Origin of the sequence: Candidatus Planktophila sulfonica (genome assembly GCF_002288065.1) — a bacterium.
GTDB classification, from domain to species: domain Bacteria; phylum Actinomycetota; class Actinomycetes; order Nanopelagicales; family Nanopelagicaceae; genus Planktophila; species Planktophila sulfonica.
The window spans coordinates 1,124,070-1,148,973 of sequence record NZ_CP016773.1 but is presented as its reverse complement, the minus strand read 5'-3'; the positions used below and the strand labels follow the sequence as shown (position 1 = coordinate 1,148,973).

Genomic DNA, 24,904 nt, shown 5'->3' with positions numbered 1-24,904 from the left:
CAATGACTACATCAACTTCACTCGTGTACTTGATCGCACTTCCACTCTTTGGTGCAACAGTTCTGCTTCTTGCAGGACGTCGCTCAGATAAGTGGGGGCACTTACTAGCAACAGCTATGTCAGCAAGCTCATTTGCTGTTGGTCTGTATCAGCTCTCCTTGATGCTCGATCGCCCAACTGAAGAGCGCGCTGTATCTCAGAAGCTCTTTAGCTGGATCAACGTCGGAACCTTTAATGTCGATGCTGGGCTCCTCTTAGATCAGCTCTCCATCTGCTTCGTTCTTCTTATTACAGGCGTCGGAACACTGATTCACATCTATTCAATTTCCTACATGTCACACGATCCAAACCGTCGTCGCTTCTTCGCATATCTCAACCTCTTTATTGCAGCGATGCTCCTCTTGGTTCTTGGCGATTCTTATCTCAACCTCTATGTCGGTTGGGAAGGCGTAGGTCTTGCGTCATACCTCTTGATTGGTTTCTGGAACCAGAAGCCGGCATATGCCACTGCATCCAAGAAGGCATTTGTGATGAACCGCGTTGGAGATATGGGGCTTTCATTTGCCATCATGATCTCTTTCGCAGCCCTTGGAACAGTGACTTTTGATGGCGTAGAAGAAGCATCACATACAGCTTCTAAGGCAGCACTTACTGCGATTGGAATTATGTTGCTAGTCGCAGCGGCCGGAAAGTCTGCGCAATTCCCATTGCAGGCATGGCTTGGAGATGCAATGGCAGGTCCAACACCTGTATCTGCACTTATCCACGCAGCGACAATGGTTACAGCGGGCGTTTATCTGATTGTCCGCTCAAACTTCATCTTCGATGCTGCGCCAACAGCGCAACTTCTTGTTGTAATCGTCGGTGCAATCACCCTGATGTTTGGTGCACTTGTCGGTACGGCCAAAGATGACATTAAGAAAGCTCTTGCAGCTTCAACAATGTCTCAGATTGGCTACATGATTCTTGGTGCAGGCCTTGGACCAGCTGGTTATGCATTTGCAATCATGCACTTGTTGACACATGGATTCTTTAAAGCAGGCATGTTCTTGGGTGCCGGTTCAGTCATGCACGGCATGAATGATCAAGTAGATATGCGTCGTTACGGTGCGCTGCGTAAATTTATGCCAATCACATTTATTACCTTTGGTCTCGGTTACTTAGCAATCATCGGCGTTCCGCCATTTGCTGGTTTCTACTCAAAGGATTTGATTATTGAAACTGCATTTAATGCAGGTGGACTCAAGGGAATCATCCTTGGTTCAACCACACTTATCGGTGCAGCAATTACAGCTTTCTACATGACTCGCGTCATGGTTCTTACATTCACAAGTAAAGAACGCTGGGAAGATAATCAGCATCCACACGAATCCCCAGTATTGATGTGGCTTCCAATGGCAATTCTTGCAATTGGATCAGTGACATCTGGAATTCTCTTTACTCGCGGTGATGCTCTCGCAAACTGGCTCAACCCAGTATTTGGCGAACACGGCGAAGGACATGCTGAAGAGCATCTCTTCGAGCCAATTGTTGTTTCAGCGATGGCTCTTACTGCAGTCGCAATTGGCGTTGCTATTGCACTTGCTAAGTATCAATTCAGCAAGGTTGATGCTGTTGCTCCGCAGAACGTCTCAATCTTTACTCGCATTGCCCGTAAGGACCTATTGCAGGATTCATTTAACGAAGCTGTATTTATGCGTCCAGGACAGGCGCTTACTAGCCTGCTCGTAAAGGCCGATGAAAGCGTTGTCGATGGAGCTGTTCGTGGCGTCGGTCGCACAGCTCTTGGAACTGGCGCTGTGCTTCGTCAGACACAGACAGGTTTTGCCCGAAGCTACGCAGCTTTGATTCTCATCGGCGCGATTGCCTTAATCGCTGGAGTTTGGGTGGTGACACAATGAACGCAATAACAAGCATGATGTTGCTACCTCTTCTCGGATCCCTTCTCATTGCAGTGATTCCAAGTGATCAGGTTCTTCGTGTTAAGCAGGCAGCTCTCGGCACAACTTTGCTCGTTGCCATCTCGGCAGTATTGGCTTGGTTTAAATTTGATTCAGCAAATACTGCTTTCCAATTTGTTCAATCAACTCCTTGGATTCCTTCATTCGGAATTAGCTATGCAGTCGGAGTCGATGGACTTTCTCTCGTATTGATTTTGATGTCTGTGCTTCTTGCTCCAATCGTTGTTCTTGCTGGATGGAATGAATCTGAAGGTGGACGCTGGTCTGCCAAGGTCTTCTACATTCTTATCCTCGTTCTTGAAACAATGATGATCGGTGTATTTGCAGCCACAGATGTATTCCTCTTCTACGTCTTCTTCGAAGCGATGCTCATCCCTGTCTACTTCCTTATCGGCGGTTACGGCAGCGGAGAACGCGCAGCAGCAGCCGTGAAGTTCTTGCTCTACAGCCTCTTTGGTGGCCTTCTTATGTTGGCCTCAATCATTGGCCTCTATGTCATATCAGGAGCAAATGGCGGACATACATTCGACATTACAAAGCTCTCTGAGATGCATAACTACATGAGCTCTACGACTCAGAACCTGCTCTTCCTTGGCTTCTTCATCGCCTTTGCAATCAAGGCGCCGGTCTGGCCGCTACACACATGGTTGCCAGATGCAGCAGCATCGGCAACTCCTGGAACATCGGTCTTGCTTCTCGGTGTGCTCGATAAGGTCGGAACATTCGGAATGATCCGCTTCTGTCTTGCTCTATTCCCTGATGCATCCAAGACATTCACACCAATCATCTTGGTCTTGGCTGTGATTTCTATTCTTTACGGCGCATTCCTTGCCATTGGTGCACGCGATATTAAGCGCCTGATCGCTTACACATCGATCTCGCACTTCGGATTTATCACAATGGGAATCTTCGCAATGACCACACAAGGCCATAGCGGTGCGACTCTCTATATGTTCAACCACGGATTCTCAACAGCTGCACTATTCCTCGTTGCTGGCTGGATGATTTCGCGACGCGGCTCTTCAACAATCGCTGACTTTGGTGGCTTGCAACGAGTAACTCCAGTGATGGCATGGTCCTTCTTTATCGCTGGAATGTCTTCACTTGCACTTCCTGGACTTTCTAGCTTCGTGAGCGAGTTCCTTGTTCTTGTCGGTACTTACACTCGCTATCCAGTGGCTGCAATTATCGCGACCTTCGGAATCGTTCTCGCTGCGCTCTACATCTTAATTCCAGTGCAGAAGGCGCTTCACGGGCCAACAACTCCAGGAAATGAGAACCTTCCAGATCTCAACATCCGCGAGAAGGTTGCTATCGCTCCGGTAATCGCTGTGATTGTGGCACTCGGTTTCTATCCAGCGCCACTTCTCAACGTTATTAATCCCGCATCAGCTCATGTCATTGAATCCCAAGGATTTACTGATCCAGTTCCATCAGAGAGTGCAGGCAAGTAAATGCAATTTATAGCGCCAGTTCTTAACTACGCACAGCTTGCACCGATTCTGATCGTGCTCGCTGGTGCGCTTATCGGAGTATTGATTGAAGCTTTTGCTCCACGCGCATCTCGCCACAACGCACAACTCTTTATTACCGTCGGCTCCCTCGTTGCATCTTTCGCAGCGCTTATGCGAGTACGCACACAATCTTCAGTCGATGCAGCAATGGGATCGGTTGCCTTTGATGGCGCCGGAGTCCTACTTCAGACATCAATTCTTATCCTCGCTCTCTTGTCAGTATTCCTGATTGCTGATCAAGAAAACTTCACAGCTCTTCCTGCCGCTGTTCCAGGATCTGAAGAAGAACGTCAATCACTTCAACTCGACCTTCGCGTCACTGAAGTATTCCCACTTACTCTTTTCGCAGTCGCTGGAATGATGCTCTTTCCGGTTGCAACTGATCTGATCACACTCTTTGTAGCTCTTGAAGTGCTTTCACTTCCGCTCTATCTCATGGCTGGCCTTTCACGCCGTCGCCGTTTAATGTCACAAGAATCAGCGCTGAAGTACTTCCTACTTGGCGCTTTCTCATCTGCATTCTTCCTCTTTGGCGCTGCTTATCTCTATGGGTACTCAGGCACCATCACCTTCTCAGGAATCCAAGCAAGCGTCGTAGGCGGTTCAGGAAACGATGTATTCCTTCTTCTAGGAATCGCATTTATCTCTGTCGGCCTTCTCTTTAAGGTCGGCGCAGTTCCGTTCCACGCGTGGTCACCCGATGTTTATCAGGGTGCACCAACTGCAATCACAGGCTTTATGGCAGCTGCGACAAAGGTTGCTGCATTCGGTGCAATCCTTCGCATCTTCTATGTCTCATTCGCCAATGCTGAATGGTCATGGAAGCCGGCTTTTGTAGTTATTGCAATCATCACCATGGTCTTTGGATCTGTTGTTGCAATTACACAACGCGATGTAAAGCGCATGCTTGCTTACTCATCTATTGCACACGCTGGTTTCTTGCTCGCAGGTGTTATCTCACTGAGCAAGTCTGGTCTTAACTCCACAATCTTCTACCTATTCGCATACGGCATCGCAACGCTAGGTGCCTTTGCCGTAGTCACACTTATTCGTGATTCAGCCGGAGAAGTTACAGACCTCAACCGCTGGAGCGGTCTTGGAAAGCGCTCTCCGCTTGTGGCATCTGTATTTGCACTCTTCTTGCTCGCATTTGCCGGTATACCTCTCACATCAGGATTTATCGGAAAATTCTCAATCTTCTCAGCAGCGTATGAAAGCGGAAGCACTGCAATCCTTATCTCTGGTGTGCTCTCATCTGCCATCGCCGCCTTCTTCTATATTCGCGTGATTGTCCTTATGTTCTTCAAGGATCCTGTAGAAGATGGCACAAGCGTTGTGATTCCATCAGGGCTAACAACAATTACTATTGCGGTCACTTCAGCTGTGACTCTCATTCTTGGAGTCTTCCCAGCGCCGCTGATCGACTTCATTGAATCCTATGCATTCTTTATCCGCTAATGTCGAAACTAGGAATTCCTGGCTTAGCTCCAGAACTTGAGGCAGAACTTACAGAAGGAATGGCTCGCGTTGAGAGCCTTCTTCTAAGCCATATTCAAGGCGATTACCCACTTGTTGAAGAGACTTCACGTCACCTCGTTGCAGCAGGCGGAAAGCGCCTCAGACCTTTACTGACTCTTCTTGCATCTCATTACGGTGATAAGAATAAGTTCGGTGTTATCGAATCTGCAGTGGTCTGCGAACTTACCCACGTTGCAACTCTCTATCACGATGATGTGATGGATGAAGCGAAGTTACGTCGCGGAGTTGAGAGCGCCAATAGTCGCTGGGGGAATACTGTTGCAATCCTTACGGGTGATTACCTCTTCGCAAAAGTTTCTGCGCTGCTTGCAGATATCGGACCTGAAGCAGTTCGCCTGCAAGCATCAACTTTTGAACGTCTTGTTATCGGACAGATTATGGAAACCCAAGGTCCACGCGCTGGTGAAGACCCACTAGAGCACTACCTCGGAGTTGTCGCTGATAAGACAGGATCACTGATTGCCGCCAGCGCCCGCTTTGGTGCAATGGTTTCAGGAGCACCAGCTGAAGTAAAAGAGACGCTTACAGTCTTCGGTGAAAAGATTGGTATCGCATTCCAGTTAGCTGATGACGTTATTGATATTGCAAGTGAGTCACACCAATCAGGTAAGACGCCGGGTACAGATCTACGTGAAGGTGTTCCTACCTTGGTGACGCTCAATGTCATGAAGTCGACCAGCGCTGCAGATAGAGAGCTTATTGAGCTTCTCAAAGCCCCAATCAAGGATGAGGTTGTCGTTGCTCAGGTGCTAAATCAACTTCGTACGCACCAGGCGCTAGAACAATCGCGCGAACAGTTACAACAAATTGCTCGTGATGCTCGCACAGCTTTAGGACCACTTCCTGTTAATGATGTAACAGGTGCACTCTTCTCGCTATGCGATGCGATTATCGACCGCTCTGCTTGATCTGACTAGGTCAGTAGCTAAAGCGGCGAGTGCAAACCAGATCACGATAAAACCAATCCATCGAGCAGTCGGCATATCTTCGTGGCGAAGCCATACTCCAATAGAGAATTGAATTGTCGGCGTGATGTATTGAAGCAAGCCGATGGTGCTGTACGGCAGGCGAGTAGTGGAGCCATTAAATAAGAGAAGCGGAATGGCAGTTACAGCGCCTGCGCTGATGAGCAGAATGGTGAGTAGAGGCTTATGGCCAAACTGACCTGTTCCCTGCTGGCCGAGATAAATAATGTAAGCAGCGTATGGAATGAAAGAGATAAGTGTTTCGATAGCGAGGCCTTCAAGCGCACCCAAGTTGAGCTTCTTCTTCACTAGGCCATAACTACCCCATGAGAGTGCGAGTGATATTGCGACCCAGGGGAGTCTGCCGTAATCGATTGTGAGAACGAGAACTCCGACTGCAGCGATACCAACTGCTACCCATTGCAGAGGGCGCATTTTTTCACGAAGGAGTATGACTCCGAAAGCGATAATGATGAGTGGATTGATGTAATAACCAAGCGCCGCTTCGACAACATGTCCGTGGTTAACGGCCCAGATATAGGTAATCCAGTTGATAGAGACCAAGATTGTGCTGAGCAATAAAGCCGCCATCGTCTTTGGATTCTTCATCACGGCAAGAGTCGCGTGGATCTGTTTACTTAAAGCAAGAGCAATGAGACAGAAGACCAGGGTCCAGACAGCACGATGCGAAACAATTTCGAGCGGGTTAGCTGGTTCGAGAAGCGGCCAGTAAAGAGGAAAGAGCCCCCACATAATGTAGGAGCTAAATCCAAAGAGAAGTCCTAGCGAATACTCGCTGCGCTTGCTTGCCACTTAGCGGAAGTTAACAAATTGAACAGCAAATTCAAATTTGCCATTCTTAATCTGCTCGATCGCTTCCTGCAGATCATCGCGACTCTTTGAAGTAACGCGAAGTTCATCGCCTTGAATCTGAGTCTTAATTGATTTAGGACCTTCATCGCGAAGGAACTTTGCAATCTTTTTGGCATTCTCTGTTGTAATGCCTTCCTTCATTGTTGAAGCAATCTTGTAGATCTTTCCTGAAAGTTGTGGTTCGCCGGCATCGAGGTGCTTGAGAGAAACTCCGCGCTTAATCAACTTATCTTTGACAACATCAAGAGTTGCCTTTGCGCGCTCTTCGGTATCGGCTTCGATGGCTAGCTTGTCGCCAGAGAGTTCAATCTTGGCCCCGGTGTTCTTAAAGTCGAAGCGGGTGTCGATCTCGCGGATTGCCTGGTTAATTGCGTTATCAAGCTCCATGCGGTCGATCTTTGAGACTACGTCAAAACTGCTATCAGCCATTGTCTTTGAAGGCCCTCTCGTGTGATTTTTAAAGTTCCAGTGCCTAAGGTATCGTTTGCCGCTCGCACTACCAAAGCGCCGCAACACTTGTTCGACCCTGGCGGGTTGCCCGAGCGGCCAATGGGAGGGGACTGTAAATCCCCCGGCTCTGCCTTCGAAGGTTCAAATCCTTCACCCGCCACCAGCAATAAAAATCCCCCTCACAACAAATGTGAGGGGGATTTCTTATGTAACAACCTATTAATGCGTGGATTCGCCTGCACGACGTCGTCGGACGTTATCTCCGTAGACCGCAAGGAGAATAACTGCGCCTACAACGACGTACTGCCATTCTTGCTGGAGTTCGAGGATACGAAGTCCGTTAATCAAGACAGCCATGATCAAAGCACCGATGATGGTTCCGGAGATTGTTCCCTTTCCACCTAGAAGTGATGTTCCGCCGATGATGACCGCGGCGATCGCTTCGAGTTCATAGCCAAGACCGAGATCTGGCTGAGCAGAACCAAGACGAGATGTCATGACAACTGCTGAAAGACCTACGAAGAATCCACAGAGTGCGTAGATAGCGATGAGCCAACGATCGACCTTTACACCTGAGAGCTTGGTTGCTTCGCTGTTAGAGCCGATTGCGAATGTGTAGCGGCCAAGAACGGTCTTATTTAAGATGATTGAAGCGACGATTGCTGCGACGAGAAGAATGAGAACCGCGTTAGGCAAGTTCGGGATGATATTTCCCTGAGCGATTGAATCCCAGCCCTGCACATCTGTAGTGAAGAGAATTGGCTTGAGGTCAGAGATGATCAGAGCCAAGCCCTGCGCACCCTTCATCGTTGCAAGAGTTGCGATAAATGGAGGCAACTTAAGGACTGTAATGAGAACTCCGTTGATGGCACCAAGGATGGTTCCAACGAGAACACCAAGAAGAATTCCGCTCCAGACGTTGAGGTTCATTGCCATCACTGTCTTACCGGTAATAACACCGACGAGAGCCATGGAAGTTCCTACAGAGAGGTCGATACCGCCTGTGATGATGACGAAGGTGACACCGATGGCCATCAAACCAATAACAGTTGTCGACATCAAGATTCCGCCTGAGACGTTTGCCCATGAGGCAAAGACAGGGCGCATGATGGCGAAGAAGGTAAAGATGACGACGAGGCTAGCAAGTGCTGTTACTCGACCGATTTCTCGGCGAATGAAGGCTGCAACCTTGTTGGTGCTCTCTGCCTTTGCGCCTGCGTTAGTTACTTCTGACATTGCTCTCTCTTTTCCCTTACTAGTTAACTGTCGTTAAAGTGTCGCTGAACTTGGTGGCAAGTCCCATGATGATGTTCTGATCTGCATCCTTGTTATCGATGATGCCTGTGAGGCGACCATCGCACATGACCGCGATGCGATCTGAAAGGCGTAGTACTTCGGGTAGCTCTGATGAAATCATGATGATTGATTTACCTTCTTCAGCTAGCGAAGTAAGCAAGCGGTAGATCTCATCCTTTGCGCCAACGTCGATTCCACGTGTTGGCTCATCAAATATCAATACATCGCAGTTACGGGTGAGCCACTTTGCGATAACAACCTTCTGCTGATTTCCGCCAGAAAGGTTCTTGAGGAACTGGCGCTCTGAAGGTGTACGAACTCGTAGCTGTGCAATTGAATCGCGAGCAATTCCGGCTGCTGACTTGACCTTGAGGAAACCGAACTTATTTGAGAAGCGCGGAATCGAGGAGAGAATCACGTTAAAGGTGACGTCCTGGTTGAGCAGAAGACCATAACGCTTGCGATCTTCTGAGAGATAACCGATTCCTGCAGCTACTGCATCCGATGGCTGCTTAATCGAAACTTCTTTTCCATGCAAAGTAATTGTTCCGGCTGATTTTGGATCTGCGCCCATGATTGCGCGGGCCAATTCAGTACGACCTGCGCCCATGAGGCCTGCGAAGCCGAGAATCTCGCCCTTACGAAGATCGAAAGAGACATCCTTAAGAAGATTGCGATCTGAAACGTTTTCGACCTTGAGAACGATTTCGGTACCAATCTTGCGGTTTTCAGGGCGCTGATCTTGAGCAACTTTGCGGCCCACCATAAGAGAGATAACTTCAGGGATATCTGTTTCAGTGGTCTTGAGAGTCTTTACATATTCGCCATCACGCAGAACAGTGATGCGGTCTGTGATCTTTTCAAGTTCTTCAAGGCGGTGTGAAATATAGACAACGCCCTTACCAGCAGCCTTGAGGGATTCAATAATCTTAAAGAGAGCATCAGTCTCAGCAGGTGTCAGAGATGATGTTGGTTCGTCCATGATGATGACAGAACCGCGATAGGAAACTGCCTTTGCGATTTCAACCATCTGTTGCTTTGCGATGGTGAGTTCGCCGACGATATCGGTTGGGTTGAGCGCTAGCCCAAGTTCAGCAAGGAGCTTGGTGGCTTCAGAATTCAGCTTTGGGTTATTGAGAAAGACGCGACCTGGGCGGCGATCTTCACGCCCAATAAAAATATTTTCTGCGACAGTCAGGTGTGGCATCAAGTTGAGTTCTTGGTGAATGATGCTGATTCCGAGCTTCTGCGCTTCAAAAGGATTTGGAATTGTTACTGAGTTGCCACGGTAAATGATTTCGCCAGAGTCCTTCTTGTAAATTCCAGAAAGAATCTTCATAAGCGTTGACTTGCCAGCACCGTTTTCGCCAACGATTGCGTGAACTTCGCCCTCGTTGAGATCGAACTGCACATTATTAAGTGCCTTAACACCCGGGAACTCTTTGCTTACGCCAGAGAGTGATAAGAGTTGTGCTGAAGCCATTATTTTCACCTTATATCTAGATGTTCGATGAACTTATTTACTTAAGAATAAAGCATGGTGGCCGAGATTGCTCCCGGCCACCATGCCTCAATTTCTTACCAATGAGTCGAATTCGACTTATTCGTAGAGGTTACCAGCGATCTTTGGATCGGTGATGTTCTTCTTATCGTAGTAGTAGAAACCTGTATCGATAAGGTTCTTTGGAACTGTCTTGTTACGTACGTAGTTAACGAGAGCTTCGACAGTCTTTGCACCGATACCCATTGGGCTCTGTGTGATTGCACCTGACTGGAGACCAGACTTGATGTTTGCCATCTGCTGCTTTCCTGAGTCGAATCCGATCAACTTAACTGCGCCATTCTTAAGCTTTGCAGCCTTGAATGCCTGTCCAGCGCCGATTGATACACCTTCGTTAGTTCCGTAGACACCCTTGAGGTCCTTGTTAGCAACGAGTGATGCGCTAACGATTTCCTGTGCCTTGAGAGCATCTCCACCTTCAGCGTACTGAGGTGTAAGGAGCTTGATGCCCTTGTACTTAGCCTTGATGCGGTTGATAAATCCGTTTGCACGGTCGATACCTGTCTGGTTTGTCTGTGAGTGACCGACAACCAAAACCTTACCCTTGTTACCAACCAACTTAGCCATCCAGTCTGCAGCGAGTGCGCCAGCAGCTGTTGAGTTTGTGTATGCAACGCCAAGTGCGCAGTCAGAGTTTGGTCCTAGTGCAGGAACTCCACCTTCACAGCTTGCAGCTGTATCGAACATGTACACAGGAATGCCTGCTGCCTTAGCTGCCTTGAGCTTTGGAAGTGACTGTGTTGTACCAAGTGCTGCGTAACCGATTGCATCTGGCTTAAGTGCAATTGCTGCATCAAGCATTTCAAGCTGCTTATCGATCATTGTTTCTGCTGCTGGACCAACGAAGTGAATTTCTGCATTCATCTTCTTAGCCTGATCTTCAGCACCCTTCTTTACTGCCTGCCAAAATTGGTGTGTTTCGCCCTTTGAGATCAATTCGATCTTGAGAGTCTTATCTGCTGCAGCTACTGGACCTGTTGTTCCAGCTACTAGCGCCAGTGCTGCAACTGCAGCAACTGTCATTAGACCTTTCTTCATTTATATCTCCTTCAAAAGCAGCCGAATTGCTGTGTGGGAATCTTATGTCCGCAAGAGGTAGCACTCAATAGGAAGGGGGTATTTACCGAGCGGTAAAGCCAATCGTTACAGCTTCGTTATCTTGTATGCAGAAATCGCATTTTCTAGCCAGAAAAGTTCATTTTCCGTTTCCGAAAACTTTGCTGTCAGGCTCTCGGCTAGGTGAACCACCTCTGAATAACTAGAGGCGGCCAATAGGGCGACCGGCCAGTCCGAGCCGAACATCAGACGCTGTGGGGTGAAGCTAGTGATGATGTGATCGACGTATGGGGCGAAGTCACTAGTCTGCCAAGTGTTCCACTTTGCTTCTGTCACCATTCCGGAAATCTTGCAGGAGACATTTTCGAAAGCAGCAAGTTCTGAGATCAGAGATTTCCAGGGTTCGATTTCTTCTTTTGCAATATAAGGCTTAGAAATGTGGTCGAGAACAAATTGCACATCAGGGCAAGCCTTCACTAATTCAATAGCAGCTTTGAGTTCTGGGGTCTTGGTAAGAATGTCGTAGGTCAAACCCATCTTGCCGAGTTGTTGCACAGTGGCAATCGACTGTGGCTTTGCTAGATAGTTAGAATCCGGAAGATCTTGTGCGACATCGCGGATACCTTTGAGGTAGCTGGCGCCCGGTGCTTGCAAGTATTTTTCACAATCTGCGATTGCATCAGGCGAATCAATTTGCAGCCAGCCAACCACGCCAACAATTGTTGGGTCAGTTTCTGCAAGCGCTAAGAGTTCATACGTTTCATCGTTGGTAGTTGTTGCATGAACAAGGATTGTTTTTTCAATTCTGGTTCCAGATATCGCACTACGTAGATCATCGGCGAGAAAGTTGCGACGGACAGGATCCATGCCATCGCCTACCATCCACTCTTGCGGACGATTAGATAAATCCCATAGGTGGTGGTGTGAATCGATTCTCATGGTTGCAAATTAACCTTGCGCGACAACATGTTCAAGAGGTTTTCCCGCTGCAAGGAGCTTGAGCTGAGATTCAATCAGCGCTCGTCCGCGAGGTTCAAAAGCTTCCGAATTTCCACCAATATGAGGAACTATCTGTACATTCTTCGCGCTCCAGAGCGGATGACCAGATGGAAGTGGCTCTGGGTCTGTCACATCGAGAGCGGCAAAGATGCGTCCTGAGTTAAGTTCCTTAACGAGGGCACCTGTATCTACTACAGGACCGCGAGCAACGTTGATGAGTAGCGCCCCATCCTTCATCTTGGAAAGTCTTTCAGCGTCGAAGAGATGGCGTGAAGAATCAGATAGCGGAAGAATTAAAATCACGATATCTAAATTCGGCAGATGGCTATCTAGCTGATCAATAGTGAGTGAACCATCGCGGCCCGATTGCGTAAAAGCGGTGATGGATACTTCAAAGCCAGAAAGATTCTGGGCAATCTTTTTTCCAATAGAACCGAATCCAACAATTCCGATTTTGCTATCTGAAAGCGCAGCGGTTCGATGGTGACTCCAGTTGCCTGCTATCTGCTCGCGCATAAATTCTGGAAATCCGCGACGGGAAGAGATTGCTAAACCGACTGCGAGCTCTGCAGTGGAAGCATCATGGACGCCGCGAGCATTGCAGAGTGTGATTCCTGGTCGCAGATAGGCGAGTGCATCGTCATATCCTGCATTGAGCATCTGCAAGGTCTTGAGGTTAGGCATTTGGGCCGCATAGGAAAGCGCTTTAGCGCCACCCATATAAAGAGGTACGTAGAAATCAATTTCCGATAGATCAGATGAATCAAGTGGAAAGTTCTCGGGGGAGAGCAAGGTAATTCCTGGTGGCGCAACGAGGTCAGACCATTGAGTCCATACCTTCACCGTTGACACTGTTACTTACCTTTCAGGAATAACTACGACTGGGTTTGAAAGAACTCCAACGCCTGCAACATCGATTTCGACGATATCTCCGGCAGCGAGTGCGATATCCAACGGTGGAACGATTCCAGTTCCTGTCGAAAGAATGAGACCGTGTGGGAAGTCTTGGCATCTAAAGACGTAATCAACGAGATCTTCAAGTGTGCGATTAAGTGCACCAAGAGATGTCTCTGCCTCCCAGACCAAGGTAGATCCACGAAGAATCTTCGCCTTGATGCTCATCTCTTTAGCAGCAGGAGCCAGCCAAGCGGGAGTGATATCTGGGCCAATCGCAGTTGAGCCAATGTAGATCTTTGCTTGAGAAAGGTAGAGCGGGTTCTCGCCTTCTATAGAACGAGCAGTGACATCGTTACAGATGGCGTAACCAATAATTTCGCGATGCTTATTTATATAGATAGCTACTTCTGGTTCTGGAACTGAGGCTTCAGAGTCGTAACGAATACCGATTGGCGCAGCAGTTCCACGAGCACGCACAGCAGTTGATTTGAAGAATAGCTCTGGGCGATCTGCTTCATAGACACGTTGATAAACGTCTGGGACGCCGCTCTCTTCTTTACGTGCATCTCGTGAACGAAGGTAGGTAACGCCTGCGCCCCAGAGTTCAATTTCAAAGGCGATAGGTGCTGCAAGTTCTCCGGATACTTCAGCACCTGCGCTAGCAGTACGTGCCTTGAGTTCTTCGAGAGTGAGATGCATAGCTTCTGTCAGAGTTGGAAGCCCATCTATTGATTTGTGTACTCCATTAACGGTGACTGCAAACTGGTACTGAGAATCTTTTGTTTTAAGTACTGAGAATTTCATTGCAATCCTTCGTTAGTCGAGGTGGAAGTTCTGGTGAAGGGTATGCCACCACTCGCCATCGCGCGCTTCGGAAACCTGTACCTGCATCGGAGCAGTGATCTTCCACCAATTCTGGGTCTCAGGATCTGCGGCAATGAGAGCCATATCTGCTTCGTAATCCGTGCCTGTGTACTCCATATATGCGAAGAGCAAATTCTCGTAACGGAAAATTGAATAATTCTGGATATTGGCACGCTTGAGCGTTGCTGCAACAGTTGGCCAGATATTTTCGTGAATGCGTTCGTACTCTGCAATTTCTTCTGGCTTAATGCCGATTACTTGGCCGATGCGCTTGATGGTCATACAGCCAACTTCGCAATCAAGCCTGCATCTTCAAGTTCGGTCCAGAGATTATCCGGAAGTTTGTGCTCAAAGTTTTCGATATTTACTTCGAGCTCATTGCAGGTGCGTGGACCAACAATGACAGTTGTTACAGCTGGGTGGCGCAATGGATATTGCAGCGCTGCAGCAAGTAGCGGTACATCGCGCTCTTTTAGGAAATCGCAGATTGCCTTGGCGCGAGCGATGATTTCATCAGAGGCAGGAAGATAGTTATATGTAGCACCAGCAACTGGATTAGCCAGGACGCCAGAGTTAAGAACTCCGCCCATAGAGATATCAATACTATTTTTGAGCGCGTATGGAAAGAGTTCATTCTGTGCGACTTGATCAAGCAGAGTAAATCGGCCGGCAATAAGTGCGATATCGAGATCTGTTCCCTTCATGATTTCAAGGGCTGGTTCTACATAGTTCATGCCGAGGCCAATAGCTTTAATCAGGCCTTGTGAACGAAGATCGGCTAGAACAGGAAATGCATTCTCTGTTGCCTCTTTGATGTAATCCTCAGCATCGTGCATCAAGACAATATCGATATGTGGAAGCCCTAATCGCTCGAGGCTCTCTTCAAATGCTTGCTTGATTCCATCTTTGGAATAGTCATAGATAGGGACAATATTTCGCGGTGCATCTGGGAACCATTGCTCTGGTTCGACGCCTTCAACATGGCGAAGAACACGACCAACTTTGGTCTCGATAACAAAAGGTTTGGAAGTCTTTTGGAGCGCCTTACCTACGCGCATTTCAGCGACTCCATGGCCATATTGCGGCGCAGTGTCGAAGTAGTTGATACCGAGATCGAGAGCAGTATTGAGAAGGTCTTCGCCATCTTCATCGGTAACAGATTTAAATAATCCACCGAGAGGGGCAGTACCTAACCCCATGCGAGTTACTTCAAGATTTGAACGCTTTAATTTAACTTTTTCGCTATATCGCGCCATAAATTCATCATATATGATTTTGTAGTTCAAGCGAAGAGTCAGTTTTCAAACAAGTAAAGGGATGTCATGCCTAAGGTAACTGGATTTAAAACTGTAGATGTTCGATTCCCAACTTCACGTGGTCTCGACGGTTCCGATGCAATGAATAAGGAACCAGATTATTCGGCCGCTCTTCTCATCCTTGAAACTGATGACCCTTCGCTGCAAGGTCACGGCTTTGTCTTTACTTGCGGCCGCGGAAATGATTTGCAGTGCGACATGATTGCGCAGCTTGCTCCTTACGCAGTTGGTCGCGATGTTGCAGATCTCGCAACCAGCATGGGCGACTTCGCTCGTAGCTTGGTTCGCGATTCACAGATTCGCTGGCTCGGACCAGAAAAGGGCGTTACTCAAATGGCTGCCGGTGCAGTTGTTAACGCTGCATGGGATCTCGTTACAAAGCAGGCAAAGAAGCCACTCTGGAAGTTCCTCTCTGATCTGACACCAGAGCAGATTGTTGAACTCGTAGATTTCCGTTACATCACTGATGCGCTTACTCCAGCTGAAGCACTTGAAATTCTTCGCAAAGCTGAACCACAGCGCGCTGCAAATGAAGCAAAGCTTCGCGCTGAAGGACTTCCTGCATATACAACTACTCCAGGATGGCTCGGATATAGCGACGAGAAGATGGTCCGCCTTGCAAAGGAAGCAGTTGCTGACGGCTACACACTTATTAAATTGAAGTGTGGCGGATCTCTTGAAGATGACAAGCGACGTCTTCGTCTTGCACGCGAAGCTGTCGGCCCAGATATCAAGATTGCTATCGATGCAAACCAGGTATGGGATGTAAACCAAGCAATCGAATGGATTAAGGGAATTGGCGATGTAAACCTTCACTGGGTTGAAGAACCAACTAACCCAGATGATGTTCTTGGCCATGCAGCAATTGCAAAGGCGATTGCTCCAGTTCGTGTTGCAACTGGTGAGCACGGAATGAACCGCATTCTCTTTAAGCAGATGCTTCAGGCGAAGTCATTCTCATTTATGCAGATTGATGCAACTCGTGTTGCTGGCGTTAACGAGAACATTGCCAACATCTTGATGGCTGCAAAGTTTGGAGTCCCTGTCTGTCCTCACGCAGGCGGAGTCGGTCTCTGCGAACTCGTTCAGCACCTTGCAATGTTTGATGCAGTTGCTGTGACAGGTCATCATGATGGACGTGTTGTCGAATTCGTCGATCACTTGCACGAACACTTTGTTGTCCCAACAAATATTCAGAATGCGTATTACATGCCTCCCGTTGATCCAGGCACCGGCGGAGAAATGCATGCACAGTCAATTGCTGACTTCACATTCCCACATGGAAAAGAATGGGCAAACGCTTAATGTCTGAATTCAAAGGTCTTACTGCAGCTGTAACCGGCGCCGGTTCTGGTATCGGACTCGCAACTGCGAAGATGCTTGCTGATGGTGGAGCCACTGTTTTTGGTTTAGATATTGCTGAAGGCGGTCTTGCTGGTGTCGGTCAGTGGATTCAATGCGATGTCAGCGATGATGCATCAGTCGAAGCTGCCTTTGCCAAGATTTCACAACTAGACATTCTGATCAATAGCGCTGCAATTAGCGCTGTAGGCAATGTTGAGGCCAATCCATCTGACGAGTGGAACAAGGTCATGAATATCAACGTTGTAGGAATTGTTCGCACAGCGCGATATTCACTTCCGCTTCTTCGCAAGAGCAAGTGCGCATCAATCGTTAACGTCTGTTCAGTTGCTGCAACTGCAGGTATTCCAAAGCGCGCGCTTTATAGCTCGACAAAGGGCGCAGTACTTTCACTAACGATGGCGATGGCAAATGATTATGTTGCCGAAGGAATTCGCGTGAACTGTGTAAATCCAGGGACTGCAGATACTCCGTGGGTGCAACGTTTATTGGCACAGGCCGCGGATCCAGAAGCAGAGCGCAAAGCACTTGAAGCTCGTCAACCACTAGGACGACTTGTCAGCGCTGATGAAGTTGCTCGCGCTCTTTGCTATCTTGCAAGTCCTTTGCAGGGTTCAACCACAGCAACCTCGCTCGCCGTCGATGGCGGTATGCAGGGCCTTCGAATTCCGCGTTAGTTTCTTTCGCGATACGATTCGGCCATCATGAGTGAAATTAATGAAGACGAGCTCAAGGCTCGACTAGATCCACTTTCTTATTCCGTCCTGCGCGAAGGTGCAACAGAGCGACCATTCACAGGTGAATACACGGACACAGATAAAGTCGGAAGTTATCGTTGCAAGGCATGTGGCAATGAACTGTTCAAATCTGAAACAAAATTTCACTCTGGATGCGGATGGCCATCTTTCTACGCCCCAACTGCGGGCGATGCCGTAAAGCTGATTGAAGATCGCTCTCTCGCGCCACGAATCCGAACCGAAGTTCGCTGCTCAAAGTGCGATTCTCACCTTGGCCATGTCTTCTCTGGCGAGGGTTATGACGTCCCAACTGATGAGCGTTGGTGTATCAATTCCGTGGCTTTATACCTAGAAGAGAAGCCGGCCTAACCCCCACCCCCTTCAATCTTTACCAATTCGTTACCCGAACTTCCTAGGTTCAACACCCCTGCTACCCCTAGATTCAGCACGTCGAAGATTTGTGCACCCTCATAAATCGAGGCTCGTTGAAATTTCAACCTTAGAGAAAAGGACGAAAATGTCAGAAGAGAAGAACGTAGTTTCTCGCCGCTCAGTACTCAAGGGCGCAGCAATCGGTGGAGCAGCACTTGCAACCGGTAGCGCACTCACAGCAGAGTCTGCAAGCGCAGCGACAAGATTGAAGGGCAGCACAGTCAAGTGGACAACACGTGGCGGTGGTGCAACAGGAGACAAGATTGCTAAGGCTGTAAACGATGCCTTCACAAAGAAGACCGGTGCAAAGGTTGTTGCTCAGCAAGTCAACTCAGATGACTTCCAGAATAACTTCGCACAGATCATGCAGGGATCACCTGATGATGCATTCGGTTGGATGGCTGGATACCGCTCAAACCACTTCGGTGAAAGGGGCCTTCTTGCTGATCTCACACGTGAAATCAACCGTTTGAAGACATCACTTCCAACAGCTGCAATCAAGGGTGCAACAAGCCCAGTATCAAAGAAGCCTTACATCCTTCCAACAACTTACTACCCATGGGCTTTGCACTACCGCAAGTCAATGGTTAAGGAAATTGGAATGAACCCAGAAAAGATTGATACCTGGGATGACTTCGTTAAGTTGATGACTCTTACACAGAAGAAGGGTCTTGTTGGATACTCACTCGGCGCAAAGGGCGGCTGGGAAGCAATGGGTACATTCGACATCCTTAACGCACGTGTAAACGGCTACAAGTACCACATCGACCTTCTTAACGGTCGCGCAAAGTGGACAGATGCTCGCACAAAGGAAACATTCAAGTACTTCGCACAGCTCATCCCATTCATGAACGAAAACGTCATGGATATTTCATGGGACGGCATGCGCGATCTTCTTCTCCAGAAGAAGACAGGCGCAATGATGATGGGTTCATGGTTTGCTAACGACTTCAAGGCGAAGTCACAGGCAGATTACGACGATCTATGGGTCGTTCCATTCCCAGAAATCAACCCTAAGTTCGGTATCGACACAATTGATGCACCACTTGATGGTATTTCAGTTGCTGCAAACGGTAAGAACGTAGCGGGCGGTAAGGCTCTTGCTGAATTCTGGGCTTCACCAGAAGGTATTAAGGAAGCAATCAAGGCTGGAGATACAAATATTTATGTATCGAAGTCATTTGATACTTCTTCATACGATGCATTCAACAAGCAGAAGCTTGCTGTTCTCGGTTCAGCGAAGAACATCATGTTCTTCTTGGATCGCGATGCTCGTGGAGACTTTGCTGGTCCAGTTGTTGGTCCAGCTATCCAAAGCTTCATCAAGAAGCCTTCAGATATCAACAAGATCCTCGAGAACGTACAAGCACAATGGGATGCACTTCCAAAGAACTAATTAATTAATAACTTCAGTTGTTAATTAGTTAAATCTATTGTAAGTTAAAGACATGAAGACGGCGGCTACGGATAAAAAAAATCGTAGCCGCCGTACTCTTTCCAAGACAGATCGCTTTACACTCGCGACATTTGTTGGAATTCCAACACTTCTCCAAATTATTCTTCTCTGGGTACCAGCAGTTGTAACGATTATTCTCTCGTTTACATATTGGAACGGAATCCGCCTTAAGGATATTCAGTGGGCTGGAATTCAGAACTATAAGAATATTTTTGTAAATAACCCACTTTTTTATCAGGCGCTGAAGAACAACGGAATTTGGCTCGCATTCTTCGTGCTGATTGCAACACCTCTAGGAATCATGTTGGCGTATCAGATTGATCGCGGCATCAAGGGTCACGCTTTTTACGAATCAATTTATTACTTACCTGTAGTTCTCTCACTAGCCGTCATCGGAATCATCTGGAACTTCATGTTGCAACCAGGTGGTTTTGTACAGGGCCTTATGGGTCGCGATATTGGAAATGCAATATCTATCTATGGCGACCCCAAAATCAATACTTGGGTCATCCTTGGAATCGCATCGTGGCGACATATTGGCTACATCATGCTTCTCTATTTATCAGGTCTGAAATCTGTTGATCCAGCGCTCAAAGAAGCTGCAGCTATCGATGGCGCAACAGAATGGCAGATCTTCCGCAAGATCATTTTGCCAACGATGCAGCCTGTAAACATCATCATCGTGGTCATTACCTTGATCGAATCTCTCCGAGCATTCGACTTGGTTTACATCATCTACGGAAGCCCAACCATCTTCCCATTGCTCAACCTCTTGGTTTTCCAGAACTTCGCTGGACAGGGAATCTCTATGAAGGGCGCTGCCTACGCGGTAATCCTTCTCCTGCTCTGCATCGTCCCAATCATTACCTATCTTCGAATTAGCTTTAAAGAGGATCTCAAATGAGCACCGGTGTAGTTCAGAGCGAGCAGTATCGCAATAGCCAGAAGCGTAAAGACACCTTTATCTCAATCTTCATCGGAATTTTCGCTTTCGTCTGGATCTTCCCAATCCTCTGGACTGTCTGGACATCTCTTCGTCCTTACAACGAAATCATCTCCTACGGTATTTTCTCGTGGCCACGTCGGCTTACTTTTGATAATTACGTCAACGCCATACAAGAAATGGAAATTGGTAAGTACCTACTGAACTCACTTATCGTGACAGTTCCATCAGTGATCTTGACCTTGTTCTTCGGTTCACTCGTTGCCTTCGTTGTAACTCGCTACCAATATAAATTTAATCTCACACTTCTCCTGCTCTTCACAGCCGGAAATATGCTTCCGATCGTTCTTACCTACATCCCAGTCTTCTGGATGTTTATCTGGGTGGGCGAACTATTTGGTAACCGTAACTTGCTGTACAACAACTACGGTGGCTTGATTCTGGTCCACGTCGGATTCCAGGTTGGCTTCGCAACCTTCGTTCTCTCTTCTTACATGAAGACCATTCCGAAGGAAATTTCTGAATCAGCAACTATCGATGGCGCCAACGTATTCCGCCACTACTTCAACGTCATCTTGCCGCTATTGCGCCCAGCGTTGGCTGCTCTCAGCGTGCTCATGACTACTTGGATTTATAACGAATTCTTCTGGGCGCTGGTATTGATGTCAGATGACTCTAAGCGCCCAATCACTTCAGCACTTCGCCGCTTGCAGGGTCAGTACGTCACAGACTTCAACTTGTTGGCAGCCGGAGCAATCATTGCGGCCGCGCCTACTGTGATTATGTTCTTCATATTGCGTAAGCAATTCATCGCAGGTTTAACCCTAGGATCTACAAAGGGATAAAAGCTTTAACTCAAAAGGGCGAGATTAATTCTCGCCCTTTTTTGCATTTCGCTGCGAAGAAATAACGCCTGTATTGAAGCCAGCAAGATGAAGGCCGCCATGAAAACGAGCATGTTCGATTTTGAGGCAGCGGTTCATGACGACATTGATTCCAGCTTTATCTCCCGCCTCAGCAACTTCAGGAACTGTAATTCCAAGTTGTAGCCACAAGGTGGTCGCCTTAATTGCAATTGCTTCTTCGAGAATTCCCATGCAATCTGCTGGCTTGCGGAAGACGTCGACGATATCTACGTGTTCAGGGATATCTGCCAGCGATTTGTACACGGGCTGTCCAAGGAGAGTCTCAAGTCGTGGGTTAACAAAGAAAAGCTTGAAGTGCGAGCTCGACATCAAATACGTAGAGACAAAGTAACTTGCACGTGCTGCGTTATCTGAAGCTCCAACGATTGCAACGGTCTTGGCACTCTTCATCATCTCGAGGCGCTGACGCGCAGATGGTTCGGTCCATGTCATTAGCGGCCACGTCCTGTCGCTGCGGTGAGAGCCTGATCTAGATCCCACAAGATGTCTTCGATATCTTCAATTCCAACGCTGATGCGCACCAGATCCTGAGGAACTCCAGCTTCGATTAACTGCTCATCTGTTAACTGGCGGTGCGTTGTACTTGCTGGGTGAATGACCAAAGTGCGGACATCGCCGATATTTGCGAGGTGGCTAGCAAGCTTCACAGAGTTGATGAACTTCTCGCCTGCTTCTCGACCTGATTTTCCTTCAGATCCCTTGACGCCAAATGAGAAGACCGCGCCAGGTCCTTCAGGCAAATACTTCTGTGCACGAGCGAAATGTGGGTGGCTCTTCAACCCTGAATATTTAACCCACTCAACGCGAGAATCAGTATCCAAGTACTCGGCAACAGCTTTTGCATTCTTCACATGGTCTGCCATGCGCTGTGAAAGTGTTTCTACTCCTTGGATAAGAAGGAATGCAGAATGCGGAGCCAAAACAGGACCTATGTCACGAAGTTGTTCAGAGCGAATCTTGGTGAGGAATCCATATTCACCAAAGTTCTCCCACCATGAGACTCCACCGTAAGAAGCAACAGGTGCAACCATTGAAGGGAACTTGCCATTACCCCAATTGAATTTACCGGCATCGACAATTACGCCACCGAGTGTGGTGCCATGGCCGCCAAGGAACTTCGTAGCTGAGTGAATGACAATATCTGCGCCGTATTCGATTGGTCGCGCCAAATAAGGTGTCGCACATGTTGAATCAATAACAAGTGGAAGACCCGCATCATGTGCAATCTTTGCAAGTCCTTCGATATCGGCAACCATTGATGCAGGGTTTGAAACCATCTCGGCATAAATAAATTTTGTCTTATCCGTGATCTTCACAGCGAAATCTTCAGGCTTATCGCTGACTACAAAATCAGTATTGACTCCAAAGCGACGAAGTGTGACATCGAGCTGCGTAACAGTTCCGCCGTAGAGGGCAGAAGTTGAGACCACATGATCGCCTGCTTCAAGGAGCGCAGCGAAAACTAAGAACTGCGCAGACATGCCTGACGCTGTTGCGACAGCGCCAATGCCGCCTTCAAGGCTTGCAATCTTCTCTTCAAATGCTGCAACTGTTGGATTACCGATGCGGCTATAGATGTTGCCGTACTTTTGAAGAGCAAAGAGATTGCCGGCATCTTCAGTGTTCTCAAATACGAAAGCCGAAGTTTGATAAATCGGAACGGCGCGAGCACCGGTCTGTGGATCAGGAGATGAGCCTGCATGCAGTGAGCGGGTCTTAAAACCCCATTGGCGTTCTGACATTAGAACTTCTCCCGTTCAAAAAATTGGTTGATGCCGTGCTTTGGTTTCTGCAATCATTTCGCAACAACTCTGTTTCGTAAATTTGCAATTGTGCCTATTAAACGCTAATTTTTGCCTCACATCAAGAGCGACTGAGAGAACTAGCTCAGTGAAGTCGCAGCAACCGATAACCAAAACGGTGCTAATGCTAGTAACGATGAGGGGGAAGTATGAGTTCTACATTGGCAGAATCAGTTATACATAAAACCGATGCTGCAAACGTTTCATTAAAGAAACTTTCAAAGTCATTTACTCGCAAAGGCAAAGAACTCTCTGTAATCAAGGATGTAAACCTTGAGATCAAATCTGGAGAGATCGTGGCGTTGCTCGGCCCAAGTGGCTGCGGCAAGTCAACTCTTCTGCGATTAATTGCTGGCCTTGAAGTTCCAACCAGTGGCGAGGTAACAATTGACGAAAGAAAAATTGTTGGCCTCGATGATCGATGTTCGATCGTATTTCAAGAGCCTCGGCTCCTTCCATGGCGCACCATCGTAGAAAATGTTGAGCTTGGTTTAAGAGGGCGTAAGGACAACGGAAAAGCGCTTCAACTTCTTGCAGAAGTTGGCCTCGGAGATTTCGCAGCATGTCTGCCGCGACAGGTATCTGGAGGAATGGCACAACGTGCCGCTCTATCCCGAGCATTGATCTCTGAGCCACAAGTACTTCTGCTCGATGAGCCACTAGCAGCACTAGATGCACTCACCAGATTGCAGATGCAGGACCTCTTGTCACAACTTGTTGCGACAACCGGAGTAACTATCGTTCTTGTTACTCACGATATTGATGAGGCTCTTTATCTCGCGGACCGGATTGTTGTATTAGGTGAACGTGGCCAAGGCATCAAGCGCACATTTGAATTAAATCTTCCACACCCACGAGATCGCAAAGACGCGTCAGTGGCCTCAGTTCGCACAGAGCTCTATTCCATCTTCGGAATCCACGCTTAAACAAACTTAGAAATACTTATCCGAAAGGCACAACAAAAATGAAAAAGAATATTGTTATTTCAGTAATCGTCGGAGCCCTAGTCGCTCTCGGTATTTCGGCAGCTCCTGCACAGGCAGCAGAACGCACGCTCAATCTTGATTACGCCAACTGGAACCCTCTCAGCCTTGTCATCAAGGATCAAGGTTGGCTAGAAACAGACCTTAAGAAGATTGATACAAAGGTTAACTGGGTCTATTCAGCAGGATCTGCTGCTGCAATCCAGAACCTCAATGCAAATGCGATTCAGATTGGTTCATCTGCTGGCGTTGCTGCCTACGTTGCTCGCGCAAATGGCGTTGCGATTAAATCAGTCGCTGTCTTTAGCCAGCCAAACTGGGCCGCGCTCGTTGTTGCAAAGGGCTCAAAGATCACTCCTTCACAGTTGAAGGGGAAGAAAATTGCTGCGCAAAAAGGAACAGATCCTTACTTCTTCTTGCTACAGGTACTTACTGCGAAGAAGCTAGATCCATTTAAAGATGTCACTATCGTGAACTTGGCTCATGCTGACGGCAAAGCAGCACTTCTCCGTGGCGACGTAGATGTCTGGTCAGGTCTTGATCCAATTACTTCACAGTCTGTAAAAGTTGATGGAAGCAAGATCATCTATGAAAACAAGGCTCTTAATACTTGGGGAATCATCAGCGCACGTGAAGATTTCTTGAAGTCAAATAGAGATATCACTGTGACCGTTCTTAAGAATTACCAGAAGGCTCGCGCCTGGATTCAGGCAAACCCTGACAAGGCAGCACAGATCCTTGCAACATCGGCCAAGATCGATCTCGATGTTGCCAAGACAGTTCTCAACGGTCGCACGAAGGTGAATGTTCCATTGGTACCAGGTGCACTTCAGTCAGGTGTACTTGCGGCGATCCAGCCAATTTTGGTTAACGAAGCTCAAGTTCGATCCCAGTCAGATGCAACGACAGCGCTAAGCACTCTCTACGACACCTCTTTCGCATTCGCTGCGCTCAAGAAGTAAAGGCTAATTA

The 24,904-nt window shown here is 47.9% G+C and carries 24 protein-coding genes, 1 tRNA gene and 1 riboswitch; of the genes, 13 read left to right on the top strand and 12 right to left on the bottom strand.

Features of this window, described 5'->3' with window-relative positions; translation table 11 throughout:
* The first annotated feature begins 2 nt into the window (after positions 1-2).
* Genes nuoL through A1sIA56_RS05860 form a run of 4 tightly spaced genes read left to right on the top strand, consistent with a single transcriptional unit; the run spans position 3 to position 5,922 of the window.
* Positions 3-1,901 carry an NADH-quinone oxidoreductase subunit L gene (gene nuoL / locus A1sIA56_RS05875; RefSeq protein ID WP_095673969.1) on the top strand — a complete coding sequence of 633 codons (1,899 nt, stop codon included), beginning with the start codon at positions 3-5 and terminating at the stop codon, positions 1,899-1,901.
* Entirely contained in the window at positions 1,898-3,415 is a 1,518-nt protein-coding gene (locus A1sIA56_RS05870; protein WP_095673968.1) for an NADH-quinone oxidoreductase subunit M, read from the top strand. Before nuoL ends, A1sIA56_RS05870 begins: the two co-directional genes overlap by 4 nt.
* Entirely contained in the window at positions 3,416-4,933 is a 1,518-nt protein-coding gene (nuoN, locus tag A1sIA56_RS05865; RefSeq protein ID WP_095673967.1) for an NADH-quinone oxidoreductase subunit NuoN, read from the top strand.
* On the top strand, positions 4,933-5,922 hold the full coding sequence (locus tag A1sIA56_RS05860) for a polyprenyl synthetase family protein (RefSeq protein ID WP_095673966.1): 990 nt from the start codon (positions 4,933-4,935) through the stop codon (positions 5,920-5,922). Before nuoN ends, A1sIA56_RS05860 begins: the two co-directional genes overlap by 1 nt.
* Here A1sIA56_RS05860 and rarD read toward each other — a convergent pair.
* Together rarD and A1sIA56_RS05850 are read right to left on the bottom strand one after the other, a co-directional pair.
* Positions 5,890-6,792: an EamA family transporter RarD gene (rarD, locus tag A1sIA56_RS05855; RefSeq protein ID WP_095673965.1), complete on the bottom strand. Its 903-nt coding sequence runs from the start codon at positions 6,790-6,792 to the stop codon at positions 5,890-5,892. The two genes, A1sIA56_RS05860 and rarD, sit on opposite strands and share 33 nt — an antisense overlap.
* Positions 6,793-7,281 (bottom strand): YajQ family cyclic di-GMP-binding protein, encoded by a 489-nt coding sequence (locus tag A1sIA56_RS05850; protein ID WP_095673964.1) that lies wholly within the window; start codon positions 7,279-7,281, stop codon positions 6,793-6,795.
* A gap of 99 nt (positions 7,282-7,380) precedes the next feature.
* Here A1sIA56_RS05850 and A1sIA56_RS05845 point away from each other — a divergent pair.
* Positions 7,381-7,465, top strand: a tRNA-Tyr gene (locus A1sIA56_RS05845).
* A gap of 56 nt (positions 7,466-7,521) precedes the next feature.
* On the opposite strand, the gene A1sIA56_RS05840 is transcribed toward A1sIA56_RS05845, so the two are convergent.
* The 8 genes from A1sIA56_RS05840 to A1sIA56_RS05805 form a co-directional block, all read right to left on the bottom strand.
* Positions 7,522-8,538: an ABC transporter permease gene (locus tag A1sIA56_RS05840; protein WP_095673963.1), complete on the bottom strand. Its 1,017-nt coding sequence runs from the start codon at positions 8,536-8,538 to the stop codon at positions 7,522-7,524.
* Positions 8,539-8,557: 19 nt separating this feature from the next.
* Positions 8,558-10,081 carry a sugar ABC transporter ATP-binding protein gene (locus tag A1sIA56_RS05835; RefSeq protein WP_095673962.1) on the bottom strand — a complete coding sequence of 508 codons (1,524 nt, stop codon included), beginning with the start codon at positions 10,079-10,081 and terminating at the stop codon, positions 8,558-8,560.
* Positions 10,082-10,198: 117 nt separating this feature from the next.
* A complete protein-coding gene (locus tag A1sIA56_RS05830) occupies positions 10,199-11,197 on the bottom strand; it encodes an ABC transporter substrate-binding protein (RefSeq protein WP_095673961.1) in 999 nt (332 codons plus the stop codon).
* 105 nt (positions 11,198-11,302) lie between these two features.
* The gene (locus A1sIA56_RS05825; RefSeq protein ID WP_095673960.1) at positions 11,303-12,154 is read right to left on the bottom strand and encodes an amidohydrolase family protein; all 852 of its coding nucleotides are present in this window, start codon (positions 12,152-12,154) and stop codon (positions 11,303-11,305) included.
* Positions 12,155-12,163: 9 nt separating this feature from the next.
* A complete protein-coding gene (locus A1sIA56_RS05820) occupies positions 12,164-13,066 on the bottom strand; it encodes a 2-hydroxyacid dehydrogenase (protein ID WP_095673959.1) in 903 nt (300 codons plus the stop codon).
* A gap of 6 nt (positions 13,067-13,072) precedes the next feature.
* Complete coding sequence (locus tag A1sIA56_RS05815; protein WP_095673958.1) at positions 13,073-13,915, bottom strand: fumarylacetoacetate hydrolase family protein; 843 nt, start codon at positions 13,913-13,915, stop codon at positions 13,073-13,075.
* 12 nt (positions 13,916-13,927) lie between these two features.
* Positions 13,928-14,257, bottom strand: coding sequence for an L-rhamnose mutarotase (locus tag A1sIA56_RS05810; RefSeq protein WP_190276996.1), 330 nt, complete (start codon positions 14,255-14,257; stop codon positions 13,928-13,930).
* On the bottom strand, positions 14,254-15,231 hold the full coding sequence (locus A1sIA56_RS05805) for an aldo/keto reductase (RefSeq protein WP_095673957.1): 978 nt from the start codon (positions 15,229-15,231) through the stop codon (positions 14,254-14,256). Before A1sIA56_RS05805 ends, A1sIA56_RS05810 begins: the two co-directional genes overlap by 4 nt.
* Before the next feature lie 66 nt (positions 15,232-15,297).
* Between A1sIA56_RS05805 and A1sIA56_RS05800 the strand changes: the two genes are divergently transcribed.
* From A1sIA56_RS05800 to A1sIA56_RS05775, 6 genes are all read left to right on the top strand, one after another.
* A complete protein-coding gene (locus tag A1sIA56_RS05800; protein ID WP_095673956.1) occupies positions 15,298-16,596 on the top strand; it encodes an enolase C-terminal domain-like protein in 1,299 nt (432 codons plus the stop codon).
* Positions 16,596-17,330 (top strand): SDR family NAD(P)-dependent oxidoreductase, encoded by a 735-nt coding sequence (locus A1sIA56_RS05795; protein ID WP_095673955.1) that lies wholly within the window; start codon positions 16,596-16,598, stop codon positions 17,328-17,330. The genes A1sIA56_RS05800 and A1sIA56_RS05795 overlap by 1 nt, the downstream gene beginning before the upstream one ends.
* A 27-nt stretch (positions 17,331-17,357) precedes the next feature.
* Positions 17,358-17,759 carry a peptide-methionine (R)-S-oxide reductase MsrB gene (gene msrB / locus A1sIA56_RS05790; protein ID WP_095673954.1) on the top strand — a complete coding sequence of 134 codons (402 nt, stop codon included), beginning with the start codon at positions 17,358-17,360 and terminating at the stop codon, positions 17,757-17,759.
* A 148-nt stretch (positions 17,760-17,907) separates the two neighbouring features.
* Entirely contained in the window at positions 17,908-19,218 is a 1,311-nt protein-coding gene (locus tag A1sIA56_RS05785) for an ABC transporter substrate-binding protein (protein WP_095673953.1), read from the top strand.
* 52 nt (positions 19,219-19,270) lie between these two features.
* Positions 19,271-20,182: a carbohydrate ABC transporter permease gene (locus A1sIA56_RS05780; protein WP_095673952.1), complete on the top strand. Its 912-nt coding sequence runs from the start codon at positions 19,271-19,273 to the stop codon at positions 20,180-20,182.
* Positions 20,179-21,066 carry a carbohydrate ABC transporter permease gene (locus A1sIA56_RS05775; protein WP_095673951.1) on the top strand — a complete coding sequence of 296 codons (888 nt, stop codon included), beginning with the start codon at positions 20,179-20,181 and terminating at the stop codon, positions 21,064-21,066. The genes A1sIA56_RS05780 and A1sIA56_RS05775 overlap by 4 nt, the downstream gene beginning before the upstream one ends.
* A 24-nt stretch (positions 21,067-21,090) precedes the next feature.
* Here A1sIA56_RS05775 and A1sIA56_RS05770 read toward each other — a convergent pair whose 3' ends face one another.
* Both A1sIA56_RS05770 and A1sIA56_RS05765 read right to left on the bottom strand, forming a co-directional pair.
* Positions 21,091-21,579 (bottom strand): CoA-binding protein, encoded by a 489-nt coding sequence (locus tag A1sIA56_RS05770; RefSeq protein ID WP_095673950.1) that lies wholly within the window; start codon positions 21,577-21,579, stop codon positions 21,091-21,093.
* Complete coding sequence (locus A1sIA56_RS05765; RefSeq protein WP_095673949.1) at positions 21,579-22,889, bottom strand: O-acetylhomoserine aminocarboxypropyltransferase/cysteine synthase family protein; 1,311 nt, start codon at positions 22,887-22,889, stop codon at positions 21,579-21,581. The genes A1sIA56_RS05770 and A1sIA56_RS05765 overlap by 1 nt, the downstream gene beginning before the upstream one ends.
* Positions 22,890-23,004: 115 nt before the next feature.
* A riboswitch (SAM riboswitch) is annotated at positions 23,005-23,092 on the top strand.
* Positions 23,093-23,098: 6 nt separating this feature from the next.
* Between A1sIA56_RS05765 and A1sIA56_RS05760 the strand changes: the two genes are divergently transcribed.
* Positions 23,099-23,875, top strand: a complete 777-nt coding sequence (locus A1sIA56_RS05760; protein ID WP_095673948.1) for an ABC transporter ATP-binding protein — start codon at positions 23,099-23,101, stop codon at positions 23,873-23,875.
* Positions 23,876-23,913: 38 nt separating this feature from the next.
* A complete protein-coding gene (locus tag A1sIA56_RS05755) occupies positions 23,914-24,894 on the top strand; it encodes an aliphatic sulfonate ABC transporter substrate-binding protein (RefSeq protein WP_095673947.1) in 981 nt (326 codons plus the stop codon).
* The last annotated feature ends 10 nt before the right edge of the window (positions 24,895-24,904 follow it).

What these genes read in the sequence shown, in the direction of transcription:
- nuoL (WP_095673969.1), top strand. Translation starts at nt 3, where the DNA reads ATGACTACATCAACTTCACTCGTGTACTTGATCGCACTTCCACTCTTT.
- A1sIA56_RS05870 (WP_095673968.1), top strand. Translation starts at nt 1,898, where the DNA reads ATGAACGCAATAACAAGCATGATGTTGCTACCTCTTCTCGGATCCCTT.
- nuoN (WP_095673967.1), top strand. Translation starts at nt 3,416, where the DNA reads ATGCAATTTATAGCGCCAGTTCTTAACTACGCACAGCTTGCACCGATT.
- A1sIA56_RS05860 (WP_095673966.1), top strand. Translation starts at nt 4,933, where the DNA reads ATGTCGAAACTAGGAATTCCTGGCTTAGCTCCAGAACTTGAGGCAGAA.
- A1sIA56_RS05850 (WP_095673964.1), bottom strand. Translation starts at nt 7,281, where the DNA reads ATGGCTGATAGCAGTTTTGACGTAGTCTCAAAGATCGACCGCATGGAG.
- A1sIA56_RS05840 (WP_095673963.1), bottom strand. Translation starts at nt 8,538, where the DNA reads ATGTCAGAAGTAACTAACGCAGGCGCAAAGGCAGAGAGCACCAACAAG.
- A1sIA56_RS05835 (WP_095673962.1), bottom strand. Translation starts at nt 10,081, where the DNA reads ATGGCTTCAGCACAACTCTTATCACTCTCTGGCGTAAGCAAAGAGTTC.
- A1sIA56_RS05830 (WP_095673961.1), bottom strand. Translation starts at nt 11,197, where the DNA reads ATGAAGAAAGGTCTAATGACAGTTGCTGCAGTTGCAGCACTGGCGCTA.
- A1sIA56_RS05825 (WP_095673960.1), bottom strand. Translation starts at nt 12,154, where the DNA reads ATGAGAATCGATTCACACCACCACCTATGGGATTTATCTAATCGTCCG.
- A1sIA56_RS05815 (WP_095673958.1), bottom strand. Translation starts at nt 13,915, where the DNA reads ATGAAATTCTCAGTACTTAAAACAAAAGATTCTCAGTACCAGTTTGCA.
- A1sIA56_RS05810 (WP_190276996.1), bottom strand. Translation starts at nt 14,257, where the DNA reads ATGACCATCAAGCGCATCGGCCAAGTAATCGGCATTAAGCCAGAAGAA.
- A1sIA56_RS05805 (WP_095673957.1), bottom strand. Translation starts at nt 15,231, where the DNA reads ATGGCGCGATATAGCGAAAAAGTTAAATTAAAGCGTTCAAATCTTGAA.
- A1sIA56_RS05800 (WP_095673956.1), top strand. Translation starts at nt 15,298, where the DNA reads ATGCCTAAGGTAACTGGATTTAAAACTGTAGATGTTCGATTCCCAACT.
- A1sIA56_RS05795 (WP_095673955.1), top strand. Translation starts at nt 16,596, where the DNA reads ATGTCTGAATTCAAAGGTCTTACTGCAGCTGTAACCGGCGCCGGTTCT.
- msrB (WP_095673954.1), top strand. Translation starts at nt 17,358, where the DNA reads ATGAGTGAAATTAATGAAGACGAGCTCAAGGCTCGACTAGATCCACTT.
- A1sIA56_RS05785 (WP_095673953.1), top strand. Translation starts at nt 17,908, where the DNA reads ATGTCAGAAGAGAAGAACGTAGTTTCTCGCCGCTCAGTACTCAAGGGC.
- A1sIA56_RS05780 (WP_095673952.1), top strand. Translation starts at nt 19,271, where the DNA reads ATGAAGACGGCGGCTACGGATAAAAAAAATCGTAGCCGCCGTACTCTT.
- A1sIA56_RS05775 (WP_095673951.1), top strand. Translation starts at nt 20,179, where the DNA reads ATGAGCACCGGTGTAGTTCAGAGCGAGCAGTATCGCAATAGCCAGAAG.
- A1sIA56_RS05770 (WP_095673950.1), bottom strand. Translation starts at nt 21,579, where the DNA reads ATGACATGGACCGAACCATCTGCGCGTCAGCGCCTCGAGATGATGAAG.
- A1sIA56_RS05765 (WP_095673949.1), bottom strand. Translation starts at nt 22,889, where the DNA reads ATGTCAGAACGCCAATGGGGTTTTAAGACCCGCTCACTGCATGCAGGC.
- A1sIA56_RS05760 (WP_095673948.1), top strand. Translation starts at nt 23,099, where the DNA reads ATGAGTTCTACATTGGCAGAATCAGTTATACATAAAACCGATGCTGCA.
- A1sIA56_RS05755 (WP_095673947.1), top strand. Translation starts at nt 23,914, where the DNA reads ATGAAAAAGAATATTGTTATTTCAGTAATCGTCGGAGCCCTAGTCGCT.